This window comes from Burkholderia lata (genome assembly GCF_000012945.1).
In the GTDB taxonomy this organism is placed as follows: Bacteria; Pseudomonadota; Gammaproteobacteria; order Burkholderiales; family Burkholderiaceae; genus Burkholderia; species Burkholderia lata.
Genome location: NC_007510.1, coordinates 3602195 through 3619592, shown reverse-complemented (window position 1 = coordinate 3619592; position 17398 = coordinate 3602195). Strand labels below are relative to the sequence as shown.

General features: G+C 67.3%; 18 protein-coding genes. 3 read left to right on the top strand and 15 right to left on the bottom strand.

Going from position 1 to position 17398, the window contains the following annotated elements; genetic code table 11:
- Positions 1-13 precede the first annotated feature (13 nt).
- The 7 genes from BCEP18194_RS22415 to argB all read right to left on the bottom strand — a co-directional run bounded on the left by BCEP18194_RS22415 (position 14) and on the right by argB (position 6943).
- Positions 14-1075, bottom strand: coding sequence for a M48 family metallopeptidase (locus tag BCEP18194_RS22415; protein ID WP_011353550.1), 1062 nt, complete (start codon positions 1073-1075; stop codon positions 14-16).
- Positions 1065-2486, bottom strand: a complete 1422-nt coding sequence (locus tag BCEP18194_RS22410) for an AmpG family muropeptide MFS transporter (protein WP_011353549.1) — start codon at positions 2484-2486, stop codon at positions 1065-1067. The genes BCEP18194_RS22415 and BCEP18194_RS22410 overlap by 11 nt, the downstream gene beginning before the upstream one ends.
- Before the next feature lie 119 nt (positions 2487-2605).
- Positions 2606-3214, bottom strand: coding sequence for a methionine biosynthesis protein MetW (gene metW / locus BCEP18194_RS22405; RefSeq protein ID WP_006755281.1), 609 nt, complete (start codon positions 3212-3214; stop codon positions 2606-2608).
- Positions 3211-4356, bottom strand: coding sequence for a homoserine O-succinyltransferase MetX (gene metX / locus BCEP18194_RS22400; protein WP_011353548.1), 1146 nt, complete (start codon positions 4354-4356; stop codon positions 3211-3213). Before metX ends, metW begins: the two co-directional genes overlap by 4 nt.
- A gap of 267 nt (positions 4357-4623) precedes the next feature.
- Positions 4624-5289 (bottom strand): nucleoid occlusion factor SlmA, encoded by a 666-nt coding sequence (gene slmA / locus BCEP18194_RS22395; RefSeq protein WP_011353547.1) that lies wholly within the window; start codon positions 5287-5289, stop codon positions 4624-4626.
- Positions 5256-6047: a pyrimidine 5'-nucleotidase gene (locus BCEP18194_RS22390; RefSeq protein ID WP_011353546.1), complete on the bottom strand. Its 792-nt coding sequence runs from the start codon at positions 6045-6047 to the stop codon at positions 5256-5258. Before BCEP18194_RS22390 ends, slmA begins: the two co-directional genes overlap by 34 nt.
- Positions 6044-6943 carry an acetylglutamate kinase gene (gene argB / locus BCEP18194_RS22385; RefSeq protein WP_006490510.1) on the bottom strand — a complete coding sequence of 300 codons (900 nt, stop codon included), beginning with the start codon at positions 6941-6943 and terminating at the stop codon, positions 6044-6046. Before argB ends, BCEP18194_RS22390 begins: the two co-directional genes overlap by 4 nt.
- A 318-nt stretch (positions 6944-7261) precedes the next feature.
- Here argB and BCEP18194_RS22380 point away from each other — a divergent pair, with 318 nt between their 5' ends.
- The 3 genes from BCEP18194_RS22380 to BCEP18194_RS22370 all read left to right on the top strand — a co-directional run bounded on the left by BCEP18194_RS22380 (position 7262) and on the right by BCEP18194_RS22370 (position 9553).
- Positions 7262-7486, top strand: a complete 225-nt coding sequence (locus BCEP18194_RS22380; protein ID WP_041492984.1) for a cysteine-rich CWC family protein — start codon at positions 7262-7264, stop codon at positions 7484-7486.
- 92 nt (positions 7487-7578) lie between these two features.
- On the top strand, positions 7579-8997 hold the full coding sequence (locus tag BCEP18194_RS22375) for an ATP-binding protein (protein ID WP_011353544.1): 1419 nt from the start codon (positions 7579-7581) through the stop codon (positions 8995-8997).
- 13 nt (positions 8998-9010) lie between these two features.
- Complete coding sequence (locus tag BCEP18194_RS22370) at positions 9011-9553, top strand: response regulator transcription factor (protein WP_011353543.1); 543 nt, start codon at positions 9011-9013, stop codon at positions 9551-9553.
- Positions 9554-9563: 10 nt separating this feature from the next.
- On the opposite strand, the gene BCEP18194_RS22365 is transcribed toward BCEP18194_RS22370, so the two are convergent.
- From BCEP18194_RS22365 to BCEP18194_RS22330, 8 genes are all read right to left on the bottom strand, one after another.
- Positions 9564-9926, bottom strand: a complete 363-nt coding sequence (locus BCEP18194_RS22365; RefSeq protein WP_011353542.1) for a hypothetical protein — start codon at positions 9924-9926, stop codon at positions 9564-9566.
- Between the two features lie 178 nt (positions 9927-10104).
- Positions 10105-11448, bottom strand: a complete 1344-nt coding sequence (gene hslU / locus BCEP18194_RS22360) for an ATP-dependent protease ATPase subunit HslU (protein ID WP_011353541.1) — start codon at positions 11446-11448, stop codon at positions 10105-10107.
- A gap of 10 nt (positions 11449-11458) precedes the next feature.
- A complete protein-coding gene (gene hslV, locus BCEP18194_RS22355; protein ID WP_011353540.1) occupies positions 11459-11995 on the bottom strand; it encodes an ATP-dependent protease subunit HslV in 537 nt (178 codons plus the stop codon).
- A gap of 235 nt (positions 11996-12230) precedes the next feature.
- A complete protein-coding gene (gene dksA / locus BCEP18194_RS22350; protein WP_006477498.1) occupies positions 12231-12647 on the bottom strand; it encodes an RNA polymerase-binding protein DksA in 417 nt (138 codons plus the stop codon).
- Between the two features lie 495 nt (positions 12648-13142).
- Positions 13143-14222, bottom strand: coding sequence for a CobW family GTP-binding protein (locus tag BCEP18194_RS22345; RefSeq protein WP_011353539.1), 1080 nt, complete (start codon positions 14220-14222; stop codon positions 13143-13145).
- 200 nt (positions 14223-14422) lie between these two features.
- The gene (locus tag BCEP18194_RS22340; RefSeq protein ID WP_011353538.1) at positions 14423-15637 is read right to left on the bottom strand and encodes a class I SAM-dependent rRNA methyltransferase; all 1215 of its coding nucleotides are present in this window, start codon (positions 15635-15637) and stop codon (positions 14423-14425) included.
- A gap of 76 nt (positions 15638-15713) precedes the next feature.
- Positions 15714-16634 carry a tyrosine recombinase XerC gene (gene xerC / locus BCEP18194_RS22335; protein WP_011353537.1) on the bottom strand — a complete coding sequence of 307 codons (921 nt, stop codon included), beginning with the start codon at positions 16632-16634 and terminating at the stop codon, positions 15714-15716.
- 14 nt (positions 16635-16648) lie between these two features.
- On the bottom strand, positions 16649-17377 hold the full coding sequence (locus tag BCEP18194_RS22330; protein WP_011353536.1) for a DUF484 family protein: 729 nt from the start codon (positions 17375-17377) through the stop codon (positions 16649-16651).
- Between the last annotated feature and the right edge of the window lie 21 nt (positions 17378-17398).

Genomic DNA, 17398 nt, shown 5'->3' with positions numbered 1-17398 from the left:
CGCTGCCGCGTGCTCAGCGCCGCACGACCTTGCGACGCTGCGCGCTGATGCCCGCGTAATCGGGCAGCGTGTCGACGCGCTTGCCCACCGCCTTCGCGTACAGCGGCATGAGATCCGGCAGGCGGTTCAGCAGATCCTGGCGGCGGGCGGTGCTGTACGGGTGCGTGTAGATGAAGCCCGTCGCCTTGTTCCCGCGCGTCGCGACCGCGAGCTTGTCCCACAGCGTGATCGCCGCGCGTGGATCGAAGCCCGCGCGGGCGGCGATGTCGCCGCCGATCACGTCGGCTTCGGTCTCGTCGGTTGCGTTGTAGTGGAGCGCCTGGAGGCGATCGCCGAGGTTCAGCGCCTGCGGCAGCGGCTCGCCGACGCCGAACAGCGGCGGCAGCGCAGCCGCGCGCAGCGACGTCTGCGAGGTCGCGCTGAAGTTGCTGCGCGCGTGCTCGCGCAGCGCATGTGCGATGCCGTGCGCGAGCAGCACGCCGAGCTCGTCGTCGTTCAGGCGGACCCGGTCGAGCAGGCCGCCGTACACGAGCACCTTGCCGCCCGGCAGGCAGGTCAGGCGAATGTCGCGCGAGCGGATCGCGTTGACGTCCCACGCCCAGTTCTTCACGCGGTCGTTCCATTTCACCGAATACGGCGCGAGCTTCGCGACGATCGCGCGCAGGCGCTTCACGCGCGGCTGGTTCGCCGGCAGCAGGCGGTTGCTGTCGGCGGCCGCCTGCACGATCTGCGCGTATTCGTTCGCGGTGAGCTGCTCGAGCAGCGGTGACGGAATAAGCGTGCGGAAGGCAATGGCGTCGCCGTAGCGGACCTGCTGCGGCGTCTGCGCATAAGCCTTCGTCGATGCGGCGCCGCCGGTCGGTTGCGCGGGTTCGGCGGCGGCCGGCTGGGCGGGGGCGGCGGGAGCCGACGTCGCCGGCGGCGAAGCGGGTGCCGCGGCCGGCGCGGAACCTGCGGCGGTGGCAGCGGGCGCGCCGGCGTCGGTCGCATGGGCGAACCCTGCGGCGAGCGCCGCGGCGCCGACGCTCAATGAAGCCGCAACGCGCGCGAGGCGGTGCAGGCCGTTACTGCGCACGGCTGGCCTCGCCGTTGCGTGCGGCCCCGTTCCACGGCGCGATCTTGAACAGCAGCAGCATGCCTGGAATCGCGAGCGCGGTGCACACGATGAAGTAGTCGAACCAGCCGATCTTCGCGACGATGAAGCCGCTCGCGGCCGACGCGAGCGTGCGCGGCACCGACGCGAGGCTCGTGAACAGCGCGAACTGCGTGGCCGTATAGCGCGGGTCGGTCGTGCTCGCGATGTACGCGACGAACGCGGCCATCGTCAGGCCGGTGGTGAAGGTTTCGGCGCCGTAGACGATCGCGAGCGCGACGGTCATCGGGCTGAATTGCGGCGTGACGGCAATGCCGAACACCGACAGCGCCGACGCGATCGCATGGCTGCTCGACACGGTGAAGTCGTAGAGCATCGCGAGCACGGGCGAACCGGGGCCGAGCTGCGCGAGCCACGCGAAGCCGAGCGTCGACACCATCTGCAGCGCACCGAAGATCCACAGCCCGCGGCCGATGCCGATTTTCACGAGCCAGACGCCGCCGATGATGCCGCCAGCAACGCTCGCGACGAGCGCGGTGGTTTTCGCGACGATGCCGATCTCGGTGCGCGAGAAGCCGATGTCGAGGAAGAACGACGTCGACAGCGTGGTGGCCATCGTGTCGCCGATCTTGAACAGGAAGATGAACGCGATGACGAGCAGCGCGCCGGCCCAGCCGTCGCGCTGGATGAATTCGCGGAACGGCAGCACGATTGCGTCGCGCAGGTTGCGCGGCGGCGTGCCGACCACTTCGGGCTCGCGCACGACGAGCGTCATCAGGATGCCCGGCAGCATGAACGCACCGGTGATCGCGAACACGACGTCCCACGGCAGGTGGTCGGACAGGATCAGCGCCAGCGAGCCGGGGATCAGCGCGGCGAGCTTGTACGCATTCACGTGGATGGCGTTGCCGAGGCCCTGTTCGGTATCGCGCAGCAGCTCGCGGCGATAGGCATCGATCACGATGTCGGCGCTCGCGCCGAAGAACGCGACGAGCGTGGTGAGCGCGGCGACCGTCCAGATCGAGTCGCGTGGCGACACGAAGCCGAGCGCGGCGATCGCGCCCGCCACCAGCAGCTGCGTGAGCAGCAGCCAGCCGCGCCGGCGGCCCGGCCGCCAGCCGGGCAGGCGCGGGACGTAGCGGTCCATCAGCGGCGCCCACAGGAACTTCCACGTGTACGGGAACTGGATCAGCGCGAACAGGCCGATTTCCTTCAGGTTCACGCCCTCGGAGCGCAGCCATGCCTGCACGAGGTAGACGAGCGTGAAGAGGGGCAGGCCCGACGTGAAGCCCAGGAACACGCAGATCAGCATGTGCGTGTTCAGGTAGGCTCGCCAGCCGGGGTGATCCTCGTGAGCGGTGAGTGCGGGCGCCTCGTGTGGCGTTTTCGACATGGACTGGAACTGGATAGCGTTGACTGATTGCGGCGACAGCGCAGGCGGCGGCGCGGGTAGCGCAGCGGTGCGGCCGCACGTGCGTGCGGGCCGTCGGCGTCCGTCAACGGCTTCCCGGCTCAGCTGCGCTTGACGCGGTAGACAGCAAGACTACCACGCCAGTTCGCTCCCCATCGAATCGGTTGGCCTTCGTGCAGCACCACGCGGTCGAGGATCGTCACGCCGACTTCGGGCGCGAGCGCCTCGAAATCCTCGATCGTCAGCACCCGGACGTTCGGCGTGTTGTGCCACTGGTAAGGCAGCGACTTCGACACCGGCATCCGGCCGTTCAGCACCGACAGCCGGTGCGGCCAGTAGCCGAAATTCGGGAACGACACGATGCATTCGCGCCCGACCCGCGCGGTTTCGCGCAGGATCGCGGCCGTCTGGTGAATCGTCTGCAATGTCTGCGACAGGATCGCGATGTCGAAGCTGTGGTCCTCGAACAGGCGCAGGCCGTCTTCCAGGTTCTGCTGGATCACGTTGATGCCGTTCTTCGCGCTCGCGAGCACGCCCGCGTCGTTCAGCTCGATCCCGTAGCCGGTCACGTCCAGTTCTTCCATCAGCAGCGCGAGCAGCGAGCCGTCGCCGCAACCGAGGTCGAGCACCGTCGAGCGCGGCTCGACCCAGCGCGCGATCGTGCGGAAGTCCGCGCGCGCGGACAGGGAATTCAGCGCTTGCTGGTTCATGCTCCCACCTCGTTGGCGATTCGTTCGTAATACGCGCGGATCAGGTTGTGATAGCGCGCGTCGTCGAGCAGGAACGCGTCGTGGCCGTGCGGCGCATCGATTTCCGCGTAGCTGACCGTGCGCTTGTTGTCGAGCAGCGCCTTCACGATCTCGCGCGAGCGGGCCGGCGCGAAACGCCAGTCGGTCGAGAAGCTCGCGATCAGGTATTTCGCCTGCGTGTGCGCGAGCGCGGCCGTCAGGTTGCCGTCGAATGCCTTCGCCGGGTCGAAGTAGTCGAGCGCGCGCGTGATCAGCAGGTACGTGTTCGCATCGAAGTAGTCGGCGAACTTGTCGCCCTGGTAGCGCAGGTACGACTCGACTTCGAATTCGACGTCGAAGCTGAAGTTGTACGCGTCGAGCGCGCCGTCGGCGCGGCGCAGCGCACGGCCGAATTTCTCGGCCATGTCGTCGTCGGACAGGTACGTGATGTGGCCGATCATCCGTGCGACGCGCAGGCCGCGCTTCGGCTTCACGCCGTGCGCGTAGTAGTCGCCGCCGTGGAAGTCGGGATCGGACAGGATCGCCGAGCGCGCGACCTCGTTGAACGCGATGTTTTGCGCGGACAGTTTCGGCGTCGACGCAATGTCGATGCAGTGCGCGACGCGCTCCGGATACATCAGGCTCCACGCGAGCGCCTGCATTCCGCCGAGGCTGCCGCCCATCACGGCGGCGAAGCGCTCGATGCCGAATGCGTCGGCGACGCGCGCCTGCGCGTGCACCCAGTCCTCGACGGTGACGACCGGGAAACTCGCGCCGTACGGCTTGCCGGTCGACGGGTCGGCGCTCATCGGGCCGGTCGAGCCGAAGCACGAGCCGAGGTTGTTCACGCCGATCACGAAGAAGCGGTTGGTGTCGAGCGGCTTGCCGGGGCCGACCATGTTGTCCCACCAGCCGGTGCTGCGCGGATCGTCCGCGTAGACGCCGGCGACGTGGTGCGACGCGTTGAGCGCGTGGCAGACGAGCACCGCGTTCGAGCGCGCGGCGTTGAGTTCGCCGTAGGTCTCGACGACGAGCTGATAGTTGCCGATCACGCTGCCGCTTTGCAAGCGCAGCGGTTCGGCGAAGTGCATGGTCTGTGGAGCGACGATGCCGATCGATTCCATTCGTTCCGCCTTATGACTGGGCAGCTAAATGGTGTCGGCGATGCGCGGAGTCGGAGATGCGCGGCTGACGACCTCTTTAGCCGCATTTGTAGTGAACCGCCGGGACAAGGACGAATCAAGGCCCCGGCTGGTTCACGCGCCCGCAATCGAGTCAGCAAATCGGCGCGTTTCTGGCTGCCGCCCGAGGGGCGACAGTCGGCAAAGTATAGCGGAAATTGGGGAGCGCGGATTCGGGCGCGCGGGCGGGGCCGCAGCGCCCGCGCCATCTCACTGAAGGATCAGCCGCAAATGCGCGTCGGCCTGCTCGCCCGGCGGTTTCTGGAACCCGCCCTTCGCGAAGCGGTGCCATCGGCCGATCACGTAGCTGACGAGCAGGCTCGCCCGGGCGGCCGGATCGTAGTCGGCCGGCAGCACGAACGGCGTCGCGCCGTCCGGCGGCGCGTTCGCCTCCGTGCGCGCGACGCGCAGGCATTGCTTGACGGTCGCCTCGATGCGGTCGAGCAGCTGGTTCACGCGCTCGGTCAGCCGCTCGTCCTCGCCGACCAGCGCTTCCCCGGTCAGCACGCGTGTCATGCCGGGGTTCTTCGCGGCGAAGTTGAGCATCGTCAGCGCGATCGTGCGCGCCTGCTGCACGCCGTTCGGCTCCTTCGCGACGATCTGGTTCACGAGCCCGAACAGCGCCTGCTCGATGAACTCGATCAACCCCTCGTACATCTTCGCCTTGCTGGTGAAATGCCGGTACAGCGCGGCTTCCGACACGTCGAGCCGGGCCGCGAGCGCGGCCGTCGTGATTTTCTCGGGTTTCGGCGCCTCGAGCATCGCCGCGAGCGTCTGCAGGATCATCACGCGGCGCTCGCCCGGCTTCGGGCGCGCGCGAGTCGGTGTGGCCTGGCTTTCCGTTACGGCTTGGTCCTGCGGGTAAGTCGGCTGCATTTTTGTCGCCCCGATCGTGTGCCCAGTCGGAGCGATTTTAGCGAACGAATGCGATGATCGACATAGTGCGGGCGACCGGTGGTCGGCAAATGGCCGGGCAGGTGGCCGGTGATCCAGACCGTACCGATGCCGAGGCGCTTGTAGCGCTTCAGGTGGCCGCGCGTATCCTCGACGAGGATCGCGTCGGCCATGCGTGCGTTCGCGGCGCGCAGCGTCCGGCGCAGCATCGTGTGATCGGGCTTCGCGCGCCACGTGCGGCGGTCGCGCATGTGCTCGATCGCGATCACGCGCTCGAACAGCCGTTCGATGCGCAACTCGCGCAGCACCGCGCGCGCGTAGTTCTCCGGCGCGTTGGTCAGCACGAACTTGCGCCCGGGGAGCGTGGCGACGATGCGCGCCAGCCCGCGTTCGGCGCGCAGCATCGCGGGCAGGTCGGAAAATGTGTGGACCGCGCGCAGGAAGTCGTGCGGGTCGATCGGATGATGGCGCGTGAGGCCGAGGAGCGCGGCGCCGTAGCGCTCGGTATAGCCGTTGCGCAGGCGGTCGGCTTCGGCGCGCTCGACCTGCAGCGCGTCGATGATGTACTGCGTCATCGCGCGGTTGATCTCGGGAAAGATCGCGTGCGATGCGTGGTGAAGGGTGTTGTCGAGATCGAACAGCCACACCGGCGCGCCGGCGCGGGGCCGGCTGCGCGACACGCGCCGGCGCCGCAGCGGGGCCGGCAAGTCGGGTGTGGCGGTCTTGCTGCGGGTGCTCAATGCGAGCGGATCATCGTGCCGAACGGCTGCTCGGTCAGGATTTCCAGCAGCACCGAGTGCTCGATCCGGCCGTCGACGATGTGCACCGACTTCACGCCGCTCTTCGCCGCGTCGAGCGCCGACGAGATCTTCGGCAGCATGCCGCCGGAGATCGTGCCGTCTTCGAACAGTGCGTCGATCTCGCGCGCGGACAGGTCGGTCAGCAGGTTGCCGTCCTTGTCCATCACGCCCGGGATGTTGGTCATCATCAGCAGCTTCTCGGCGTTCAGCACGGTGGCGAGCTTGCCTGCGACGAGGTCGGCGTTGATGTTGTACGAGAGGCCGTCTTCACCGAAACCGATCGGCGAGATCACCGGGATGAATGCGTCGTCCTGCAGCGCCTTCACGACCGCCGGGTTGATCGCCTCGACTTCGCCGACCTGGCCGATGTCGATGTACTGGCCCGGGTTGTCGCGGTCCGGCATCAGCAGCTTGCGCGCGTGGATCAGGCCGCCGTCCTTGCCCGTCAGGCCCACCGCGTGGCCGCCGAAGTGGTTGATCAGCATCACGATGTCCTGCTGCACTTCGCCGCCCAGCACCCATTCGACGACTTCCATCGTCTCTTCGTCGGTGACGCGCATGCCCTGGATGAAGGTGCCGGCCTTGCCGATCTTCTTCAGTGCGTGATCGATCTGCGGACCGCCGCCGTGGACGATCACCGGATTGATGCCGACCAGTTTCAGCAGGATCACGTCGCGCGCGAAGCCTTGCTTGAGCCGCTCTTCCGTCATCGCGTTGCCGCCGTATTTGATGACCACGGTCTTGCCGTGGTAACGGCGAATGTACGGCAGTGCCTCGGCGAGGATTTCTGCTTTCAGCGTGGGGGCGATCTGCGAGAGGTCGATGGGCTCGGACATGGCGGCGGCTCAGGCTGGGAACGGTTGAAACACGGCGAATTGTACAGGAGTGGCGCAGCGCAGCATCGGGTTTTTGGGCGGGCCGGAACACCGGCGGCGCGGCCCGGGCACCGCACGCGGCGGCCCGCCGGCTATGGCGCGGCGCGATTTGGGCGGCGATGTGGGCCGCGATCCGGGCAGCGCTGCGCGGGCGGTGGCGGCGGGGCGGTTCGCGAGCGTTCGCGATGGCCATCGGCCAAAAGGCCGGCGCGCAAAATCCGTTCGCCGCGCTATGCTTGTCGCGTAGGGCGGCTTCCCGCCCGCTCGAGCGTTTCCGCCATGACCGATTCTGTCGTTGACGCCCGTTCCGCCCCGCGCCGCGCGCGGTGCCCGCACTGCGGGCGCAGCTTCGACTGCGGCGCCCGCACGCAGCCGTTCGAATGCTGGTGCGCGTCGATGCCGGTCTTGCCCGGCGGTACGCCGCCTGCGGCTGGCGCACGTTGCCGGTGCCCCGAGTGCCTGGCCGACGAGATCGCGCAGCGGATGGCCGGCGCGGCCGGCTGACGGCATCGGCCGCGCACGCGGGGTATCCCGTTCGCCGCACGCCGATCCGGCCCCGCTAGAGGCGCCGCCCGCTAAACGGGTAAACTGCTCGGATGCAACGAATTACCACCACCGGGCGCGTCAACCTCAGTCACCTGTTCTGGCTTCGCAATCTCGCGATCATCGGCCAGCTGGTGACGATCGGCGTCGTGCAGACCTATTTCGGCGTGCATCTGCCGTTGCCGGCGATGCTGATGGTCATCGCGCTCGAAATCGTTTTCAACGCGCTGACCTGGGTGCGCGTGCTGCGCGCGCGGCCCGAAACCAATTTCGAGCTGCTCGGCCAACTGTGGGTCGACCTCGGTGCGCTGTCCGCGCTGCTGTTCCTGTCGGGCGGCACGACCAACCCGTTCGTGTCGCTGTACCTGCCGTCGCTCGCGATCGCCGCGGCCGTGCTGCCGTGGCACCTGATGATCTGGCTCGCGGCGTTCGCGGTCGCGTGCTACGCGGCGCTCGGTTTCGACTCGGTGCCGCTCAACATGGACAATCCCGCGAACCTGTTCGACTACTACCGTACCGGGATGTGGGCGAACTTCATGGTCAGCGTCGGCCTGATCGCGTGGTTCGTCGCGCGCATGTCGAAGGCGCTGCGCCAGCGCGATTCCGCGCTCGGCGAAGCGCAGCAGCACCTGCTGCGCGACGAGCGGGCGGTCGCGCTCGGCGTGCAGGCCGCCACCGTCGCGCACGAGATGGGCACGCCGCTGTCGACGATCGCGATGCTCGCCGAAGAGCTGCGCGACGCCGCCCGCGACGATCCGGGGCTGGCCCGCTACGAGGCCGACCTGAAGGTGCTCGAGGAACAGATGACGCTCTGCACGTCGGCGCTCGCGCGTCTGCGCAGCCGTGCGAGCGCGCCGGCGAGCCGCCAGCCGGTGGACGACTGGCTCGACACGTTCGTCGAGCACTGGCGCCTGCGGCATCCGCACGTCCAGTTCGAATCGCTCGGCGCGCGCCCGGCGGGCGTCGCGCTCGACGACACGGTCGCGGCCGGCCAGATCCTGACGATCCTGCTCGACAACGCCGCGCGCGCGAGCCCGCAGCGCGTGACGCTGGCCGCGAAGGTCGCGCACGCCGGCACGGCCGACGAAATCGAATTCGAGGTATGCGACGACGGGCCCGGCATTCCGGCCTCGTTGCGGGAATCGCTCGGCGCGATGCCGGTCGACAGCACGCAGGGCGGGCACGGGGTCGGCCTGTATCTGGCGTTCAGCGCGGCCGCGCGGCTCGGCGGCGAGATCGAACTGTCCGATGTCGTGCCGCGCGCGGCGGGCGGCAACGGGCGGGCCGGTAGTGCGGCGAATGGTCACGCCGCGGCAGGATCGGCACAGCGCGCGGGCCAGCGCGTTGCCGAACGGACAACCGGCACGCCGGACGGCCGCCCGGCCGGTGCGACCGCCGCGCGCGGCACGCGGGCCGTGCTGCGGCTGCCGGTCGTGCGCGTCGCGGCGTCGGCCGCCTCAACCAACACGTAGACGGAGAAACCACATGAGCGAGAATAATTTCCTGGTGATCGACGACAACGAGGTGTTCGCGGGCACGCTCGCGCGCGGCCTCGAGCGCCGCGGTTACGCGGTCCAGCAGGCGCACGACAAGGAATCGGCGCTGCGGCTCGCCGCGGGCGGCAAGTTCCAGTTCATCACCGTCGACCTGCATCTCGGCGAGGATTCGGGCCTGAGCCTGATCGCGCCGCTGTGCGACCTGCAGCCCGACGCGCGGATCCTGGTGCTGACCGGTTACGCGAGCATCGCGACCGCCGTGCAGGCGGTGAAGGAAGGCGCCGACAACTATCTCGCGAAGCCCGCGAACGTCGAGTCGATCCTGGCCGCGCTGCAGACCAACGCGACCGAAGTGCAGGCCGACGAAGCGCTCGAGAATCCGGTCGTGCTGTCGGTCGACCGGCTCGAATGGGAGCACATCCAGCGCGTGCTGGCCGAGAACAACAACAATATTTCGGCGACGGCGCGCGCACTGAACATGCACCGCCGCACGCTGCAGCGCAAGCTCGCGAAGAAGCCGGTGCGGCAGTAAGCGGGGCGCGTCAGCGGGGCGAGCTTGAGGTTCGCGACAGGCAGGCGACGATCTCGCGTTTCAGCAGGAGCGCGATGAGCGCCGAGTAGATGAGGTTCGCGAGGAATGGTGCGAACCCGCCGATCACGATCGGAGCGGCTATCGGCCACGGCTTTGCCGATACGCCGCTCGCGATGGACTGGATGCCGATGCTGAACGCGACGCCGGCGAGCGCGATACCCGCCAGCGTGCCCAGCCACGCGAGCACGAACGCAACGTTGTAGCGCCGCAGCGACTCCCGCCTGATCCGTCGCATGAGCGACAGGATGTCGGCGCGCGTGAGCGTGAGCAGGGCCGGCACGATTCGGCCGGCGATGGACGGGTAGATGGTCATTCGAAAGCGGTGACGGATGCGTCTGGTCGTAGTCTGAGGAATCCGGATTATAGGGACGCACCACCGAGCCTGCCATCAGCCGCGTTCCAGCGGCAGGCGCGTGCGCCACATCGCATGGCTATAAAAAAACGGGCGACCCCGGAAGGGGCCGCCCGTTTTTCGTCCGACGCCGTGCGCGTTACAGCACGTAGCGCGACAGGTCTTCGTCCTGCGACACTTCGCCGAGTGCGCGATCGACATACTTCGCGTCGATCGTCACGCGCTCGCCTGCATGGTTGCCGGCCGAGAACGACACTTCCTCGAGCAGTTTCTCGATCACCGTGTAAAGCCGGCGCGCACCGATGTTCTCGGTCTTCTCGTTGACCGAATAAGCGATCTCCGCGAGACGGCGGATGCCGTCGTCGGCGAATTCGAGCTGCACGTCTTCGGTCGCGAGCAGCGCCTGGTACTGCTTGACGAGGCTGGCGTCGGTCGCGACGAGGATCGCTTCGAAGTCGTTCACCGACAGCGAGTCGAGTTCGACGCGGATCGGGAAGCGGCCCTGCAGTTCGGGAATCAGGTCGCTCGGCTTCGCGAGGTGGAACGCGCCGCTCGCGATGAACAGGATGTGATCGGTCTTCACCATCCCGTACTTCGTGTTGACCGTCGTGCCTTCGACGAGCGGCAGCAGGTCGCGCTGCACGCCCTGGCGCGACACTTCGCCGCCGCTGCCTTCGTTGTTGCGCGACGTGATCTTGTCGATCTCGTCGAGGAACACGATGCCGTTCTGCTCGACGTTCTGCACGGCCTTCGTCTTCACTTCCTCGTCGTTGAGCATCTTCGCCGCTTCCTCGTCGGTCAGCAGCTTCAGCGCTTCCTTGATCTTCACCTTGCGGCGCTGCTTCTTGCCGCTGCCGAGGTTCGAGAACATCGAGCGGATCTGCTCGGTCATCTCTTCCATCCCCGGCGGCGCCATGATGTCCATGCCGGCCGACGGCTGCTCGATGTCGAGCTCGACTTCCTTGTCGTCGAGCTGGCCTTCACGCAGGCGCTTGCGGAACGTCTGGCGCGTCGCGTTGTTGTCGTCGTTCGCGTGTTCGGCGTTGCCGCCGAAGCCCACCGCGCGCGGTTGCGGCAGCAGGATGTCGAGGATGCGGTCTTCCGCCTGGTCGGTCGCCTTGCTGCGCACCTTGCGCATCTCGGTTTCACGCGTCTGCTTGACCGAGATCTCGATCAGGTCGCGCACGATGCTGTCGACGTCGCGGCCGACGTAGCCGACTTCGGTGAATTTGGTCGCTTCGATCTTGATGAACGGCGCGTCGGCGAGCTTCGCGAGGCGGCGAGCGATTTCGGTCTTGCCGACACCCGTCGGCCCGATCATCAGGATGTTCTTCGGCGTGATTTCCTGGCGCAGCGGGTCGGCGACCTGCTGGCGGCGCCAGCGGTTGCGCAGCGCAACCGCGACGGCTTTCTTCGCCTTCGCCTGGCCGATGATGTGCTTGTCGAGTTCCGAGACGATCTCGGCAGGGGTCATGGTGCTCATGGTGCGGTCCTTACTCGATCGTTTCGATGATGCGGTTGTGGTTCGTATAGATGCACATGTCGCCGGCGATCTCGAGCGACTTCTCGACGATCTCGCGCGGCGACAGCTCGGTGTTCTCCGCGAGCGCGCGGGCCGCGGCCTGCGCATAGGCGCCGCCCGAGCCGATCGCGCAAATGCCTTCTTCGGGGTCGAGCACGTCGCCGTTGCCCGTGATCACGAGCGTGGTGGTGGCATCGGCCGTGATCAGCATCGCCTCGAGGCGGCGCAGCATCCGGTCGGTGCGCCAGTCCTTCGCGAGCTCGACGGCCGCGCGGGTCAGGTTGCCCTGGTGCTTCTCGAGCTTCGCCTCGAAGCGGTCGAGCAGCGAGAACGCATCGGCGGTGCCGCCCGCGAATCCGACCAGTACCTGGTTGTTGTAGATCCGCCGCACTTTCCGCGCGCCACCCTTCATGACGATGTTGCCGAGGGTTACCTGGCCGTCGCCGCCGAGCGCGACCTTGTCGCCGCGTCGGACCGAAACGATGGTCGTGCCGTGAAATTGCTCCATCTGCGTTCCTTGAGAAAATCGGGGAAGAGTCGGGCGGCGCGAGGCGCCGCCGCGTAACTCGCAGTGCGCCGGGAAGCAGCCCGGCGCGCGTCCGTTTCATTTTAGGGCGGGCGCCGGGATATCAAGAGGTGGGGGGGTAAATCGGCGGACCGGGAACCGGTGCCGGAAAAACAAAAAGCGCGCGGCAGGCCGCGCGCTTTCGGGAAGCAGCGTGTCTGAGCGGAACGCCGCTCGATCAGTCGCCGAACAGCTTCTGGCGCAACTCGCGGCGCTCTTGCGCTTCGAGCGACAGCGTGGCGGTCGGACGCGCGAGCAGGCGCGGAATGCCGATCGGCTCGCCGGTTTCCTCGCACCAGCCGTAATCGCCGGAATCGATGCGGGCGAGCGACTGCTGAACCTTCTTGAGGAGCTTGCGTTCGCGATCGCGCGTACGCAGCTCGAGCGCGTGCTCTTCCTCGATCGTCGCGCGATCGGCGGGATCGGGCACGATCACCGTCTCGCGCAGGTTCTCGGTCGTCTGGCCTGCATTCTTGAGGATGTCCGCCTGCAACTGTTCGAGCCGATTTTTGAAGAAGGCGAGCTGATCCTCATTCATGTAATCCTTGTCGCTCATCTTCAGGATTTCGGCTTCGGTCAAGAGTTTCTTCGTCATCTGCTTGCTTCTTCAATGTGCGGCAAATCAAGAGATATTGCCTGCACTTTGGGATTACCCGCAACCGCGCTTGCAATCATTTGCGATTTGCCGCCGCGGGGCCGAAAGCCTCTGGAAAACCGGTTCTCAAATACCAGGATAGGCCTGGCGCGGAGTTGCGCGCGCTGCGAACCGGTGTGCTGCGCGGCACATCGCATCGGCCGCGGCCGGGAGGCGGATTGGCGATCCGGCGCGGTTGCGATGCCCGGAAAACTGGTTCAGCAAGAACCGGGCCTGTTTGTTGCCGTACTCCAGCGGGCACGTATTGTAACTGAATCGCAAGCGGGCGCCGTATCGGGTCGATCCCCGTCGGCTGCGCCAATATCTAGAAAATATAACGCGCAAATCGCGAAAAAGCGATGACGGCGAAACCCTGCCCGGAAAAGGCGCCCCGCGGCCGCAGCAACCGCCCGCGAGGCGGCCGTGCGGCGGGGGCGCGACGGTTGCCCGCGCGCGTCAGGCGAGGCAGGCGTCGAGGCCGTCGGTGATCAGGTCCTGCGGCAGATCGACGCCGATGAACACCATCTTGTTCGTCTTCTTCTCGACCGGCAGCCACTTCGAGGCGAGGTCGCTGCCCATCATCTGGTGCACGCCCTGGAACACGACCTTGCGGTCGACGCCCTTCATGTACAGCACGCCCTTGTAGCGCAGCATCCGCTCGCCGTAGATCTGCAGGATGCCGCCGAGGAAGTCTTCCAGCTTGTTCGGGTCGAACGGGCGGTCGTTGCGGTACACGAACGACTTGATCTTGTCGTCGTGGTGCGCGTGGTGGTGATGGTGGTGGCCGTGGTCGTGATCGTGCGCGCATTGACCGTGATCGTGGTCGCAATTGGCGTGATCGTGATCATGGTCGTGATCGTGGTGGTGATGCGCGTGATCGTCTTCGGCGAGGAAGTCGGGGTCGATCTCGAGCTTCGCGTTCAGGTTGAAGCCGCGCAGGTCGAAGATTTCCTTGATGTCCGCTTCGCCGAAGTTCACGACCTTGATCACGGCCTTCGGGTTCATGTGCATCAGGCGGTGCTTCAGGCCGGCCACCGTCTGGTCGTCGACCAGGTCCGACTTCGTGATGAACAGGCGATCGGCGAAGCCGACCTGGCGCTGCACGACTTCGTGCTCGTCGAGCTGCGCGTTCGCGTGCTTCGCGTCGACCAGCGTGATGACCGCGTCGAGCAGGAAATCGTCGGCGATTTCGCTGTCGATGAAGAAGGTTTGCGCGACCGGGCCCGGGTTCGCGAGGCCGGTGGTCTCGATCACGATGCGGTCGAAGTCGAGCTTGCCTTCGCGCTTCTTCGCGGCCAGATCGCCGAGCGTGCGCGCGAGGTCGCCGCGGATCGTGCAGCAGATGCAGCCGTTGCTCATCTGGATGATCTGCTCGTTCGAATCCTGGATGAGGATTTCGTTGTCGATGTTCTCTTCGCCGAACTCGTTCTCGATCACGGCGATCTTCATGCCGTGCTGTTCGTTCAGGATGCGCTTGAGCAGCGTCGTCTTGCCGCTGCCGAGGAAGCCGGTGAGGATGGTGACGGGAGTGGCCATGTCAATCGCCTGTGGTTCGTGAATCGGGGTCAAAACCAGGATGTGCGTCGCGCCCGGGGCTTTGCCAGCCGGGGCGCACAACCATCCATTGAAACATACCTGTCAAGCCCTCGCCCGTCGTCCGAACGACAGGCGGGAGCGCGGATCCGCCGGGTGCAAGGTAGCGGCCGGCGGACGGTTACGCGCGTAGATCGGGGCGATCAGACGATTTGCAACAGCAGGCCCTTCAGATATTCGCCTTCCGGGAAGGCGGCGAGCAGCGGGTGATCGACACCCGCGCCGAGGCGCTTCAGGATGCGCGCGTCGACCTTCGCGTCGGCGGCCGCGCCTGCGACGATCTTCTGGAACAGGTCCATGTCGATCGCGCCCGAGCACGAGTACGTGAACAGCAGGCCGCCCGGACGCAGCAGCTTGAAGCCGCTCAGGTTGATGTCCTTGTACGCGCGGGCCGCGCGATCGACGCTGTCGCGGGTTGGTGCGAACTTCGGCGGATCGAGCACGATCAGGTCGAAGCGCTCGCCTTCGTCGACGAGGCGGCGCAGCGTCTTGAATGCGTCGGCGTCGAGCCAGGTCGCGCGTTCGGCGTCGAAGCCGTTGGCGACGACGTTCTGCTGCGCGAGCGCGAGCGCATCGCCCGACGAGTCGATCGACACGACGCGCTTCGCGCCGCCCTTGAGCGCCGCGAGCGAGAAGCCGCCCGTGTAGCAGAAGCAGTTCAGCACGTCGCGATCGGCCGCGTACTGCGCGACCAGCGCGCGGTTGTCGCGCTGGTCGACGTAGAAGCCCGTCTTGTGGCCGTTCGGCACGTCGACGTGATAGCGCACGCCGTTTTCGTTCGAGATCAGCGTCGCGGGCGGCGCATCGCCGGCCAGCACGCCGGTCGTCTGTTCGAGCCCTTCCTTGTCGCGGATCGAGACGTCCGAGCGTTCGTAGACGTTCGGGCAGTCCGTGGCGCCGACGAGTGCCTTCACGATCGCGTCCTTCCATGCCTCGACGCCCGCGGCCATGAACTGGCAGACGAGCTGGCCGCGCGGCGTTGCGCCGGCTTCGGCGGTGTCCGCGACGTAGTAGTCGACGATCAGCCCCGGCAGCCCGTCGGCTTCGCCGAACACGAGCCGCACCGCGCCCGTGCCCGACACCATCGTCGTGCGGTGCGAGACCGCGCGCTGGACGCGGCGCTTGAAGAACGCGTGATCGATCGGCTCGTTCTCGTCGAAGCTCCACACGCGCACGCGGATCTGCGATTGCGGGCTGTACGCACCGCGCGCGAGGAAGCGGCCGTCGTGCGCGCGCACGATCACGGTCGCGCCGGGCGCGGGCTTTCCGTCGACGCGGTCGATCGCATTGGCGTAGATCCACGGATGGCGGCGCAGCAGCGATTTTTCCTTGGACGGCTTGAGGGTGACGGTTTGCATGATGAGATCGAAATGGGCCGGGCGCGAAGCCGACCGTGGCCGGTCGCCGCGCGCGGCGGGTAACACGGGAAGCGCGTCAGTCGCGCTTCTTCGCGCGCGGATGCGCGCTGTCGTAAATCTTCGCGAGATGCTGGAAGTCGAGCGACGTATAGACCTGCGTCGCGGAGACGCTCGCGTGGCCGAGCAGTTCCTGCACCGCACGCAGGTCGCCGCTCGACTGCAGCACGTGCGTCGCGAACGAGTGGCGCAGCACGTGCGGATGGACGTTGGCGGGGATGCCCGCAGTGAGCGCCGCGCGCTTCACGCGTTCGCGCACGACGCCCGGCGACATCCGGTTGCCGCGCACGGACACGAACAGCGGATGCGGATCGTGCTTCACGAACTCGCCGCGCACAGCGAGCCATGCGTTCAGCGCATCGATCGCCTTGCGGCCGACCGGCACCTTGCGCTCCTTGTTGCCCTTGCCGCGCACGGTGACTTCGGCTTCGGCGAGATCGAGCCAGCCGGCCGAGCGGTAGCCGTCGGCCTGCGTGTACATCACGTCGAGCCCGATCAGCTCGGCGAGGCGCAGCCCCGACGAATAGAACAGCTCGAGGATTGCGTGATCGCGGATGCCTTCGGTCGTGTTGGCGAGCGGCGCGTTCATCAATGCGGAAGCATCGTCGACCGACAGGGCCTTCGGCAAGGTCTTCGCGCGTTTCGGCGCGCGCACCGCGGCGACCGGGTTCGCGGGCATCTCGATGCGCTGCGCGAGCCAGCGGTAGAACGCGCGCCACGCGGACAGCCGGTGCGAGATCGACCGCGCGGACAGCCCGCCCGAATGTGCGCGCGCAACCGCGCCGCGCATGTCGGCGGCCGTCAGCGCTTCGAGCGGCCGGCCGTTCGCGAGCTTCTTCAGCTCGTCGAGTTCGTGCGTGTATCCGCGCAGCGTGTGTTCCGACAGCTGCCTGACGTGCTTCAGGTTCGACAGGTAGGCGGCGATCGGATCGTCTGTCATCGCGGGCGGAAGGATCAGTGCGGCAGCAGGCGCGTGAGCGCGGCGCTTGCGAGCGTCGCGATCTGCGCGAGGAAATCGGTGGCCATCCCGTCGTGGAAACGGCGCGGATCGGGCGAGCCGAGCACGAGCAGGCCGAACGCGGGCGCATCGGTGCCGGCGAGCGGCGCGCGCAGCGCGAGCAGCGCGACCGACGCGGCCGAGCCGTCGCCGGCCGGCGGCGTGGCTTCCGCGCCTTCCGCCGCATTCGCGGCCGAGGCGGCGACCGCGGGCGCGAGCCACTGCGCGGCTTCGAAGCCCGTGTTCGCGCCGCAGTACGGCGTCGACAGCCCGTTCGTGAACAGACGCACTTCCTCGCCGACCTGGCGCGCGAAATCGGCCTGCGAGTAGGTGTCGGCGACGTCCCACACGCGCAGCGCCGTCTGCGGCACGTCGAATACTTCGGCGATGCCGTCGGCGATCGTGCGCGGCAGCGCGTACGGATCGCGTTCCGCGATCACGCGCGCGGTCCAGCGGCTGAATTTCGCGGACAGGCTGTCGTTCTCGTGGCCGTAGCGCACGAGTTCGGCGAGCCGGCGCTCGAGATGCTTGTTCTTGTCGCGCAGCATCTCCATCTGCCGCTCCTGCAGCGAGATCGCGGCCTTGCCGTGCGGGTTCGCGAGGCGGATCGTCGCGAGCAGTTCGGCGTGCTGCGCGAAGAATTCGGGATTGGCGAGCAGGTAGTCGGCGACTTCGCGATCGTTCATGTGGCTGGAGCGTTCAGTTAT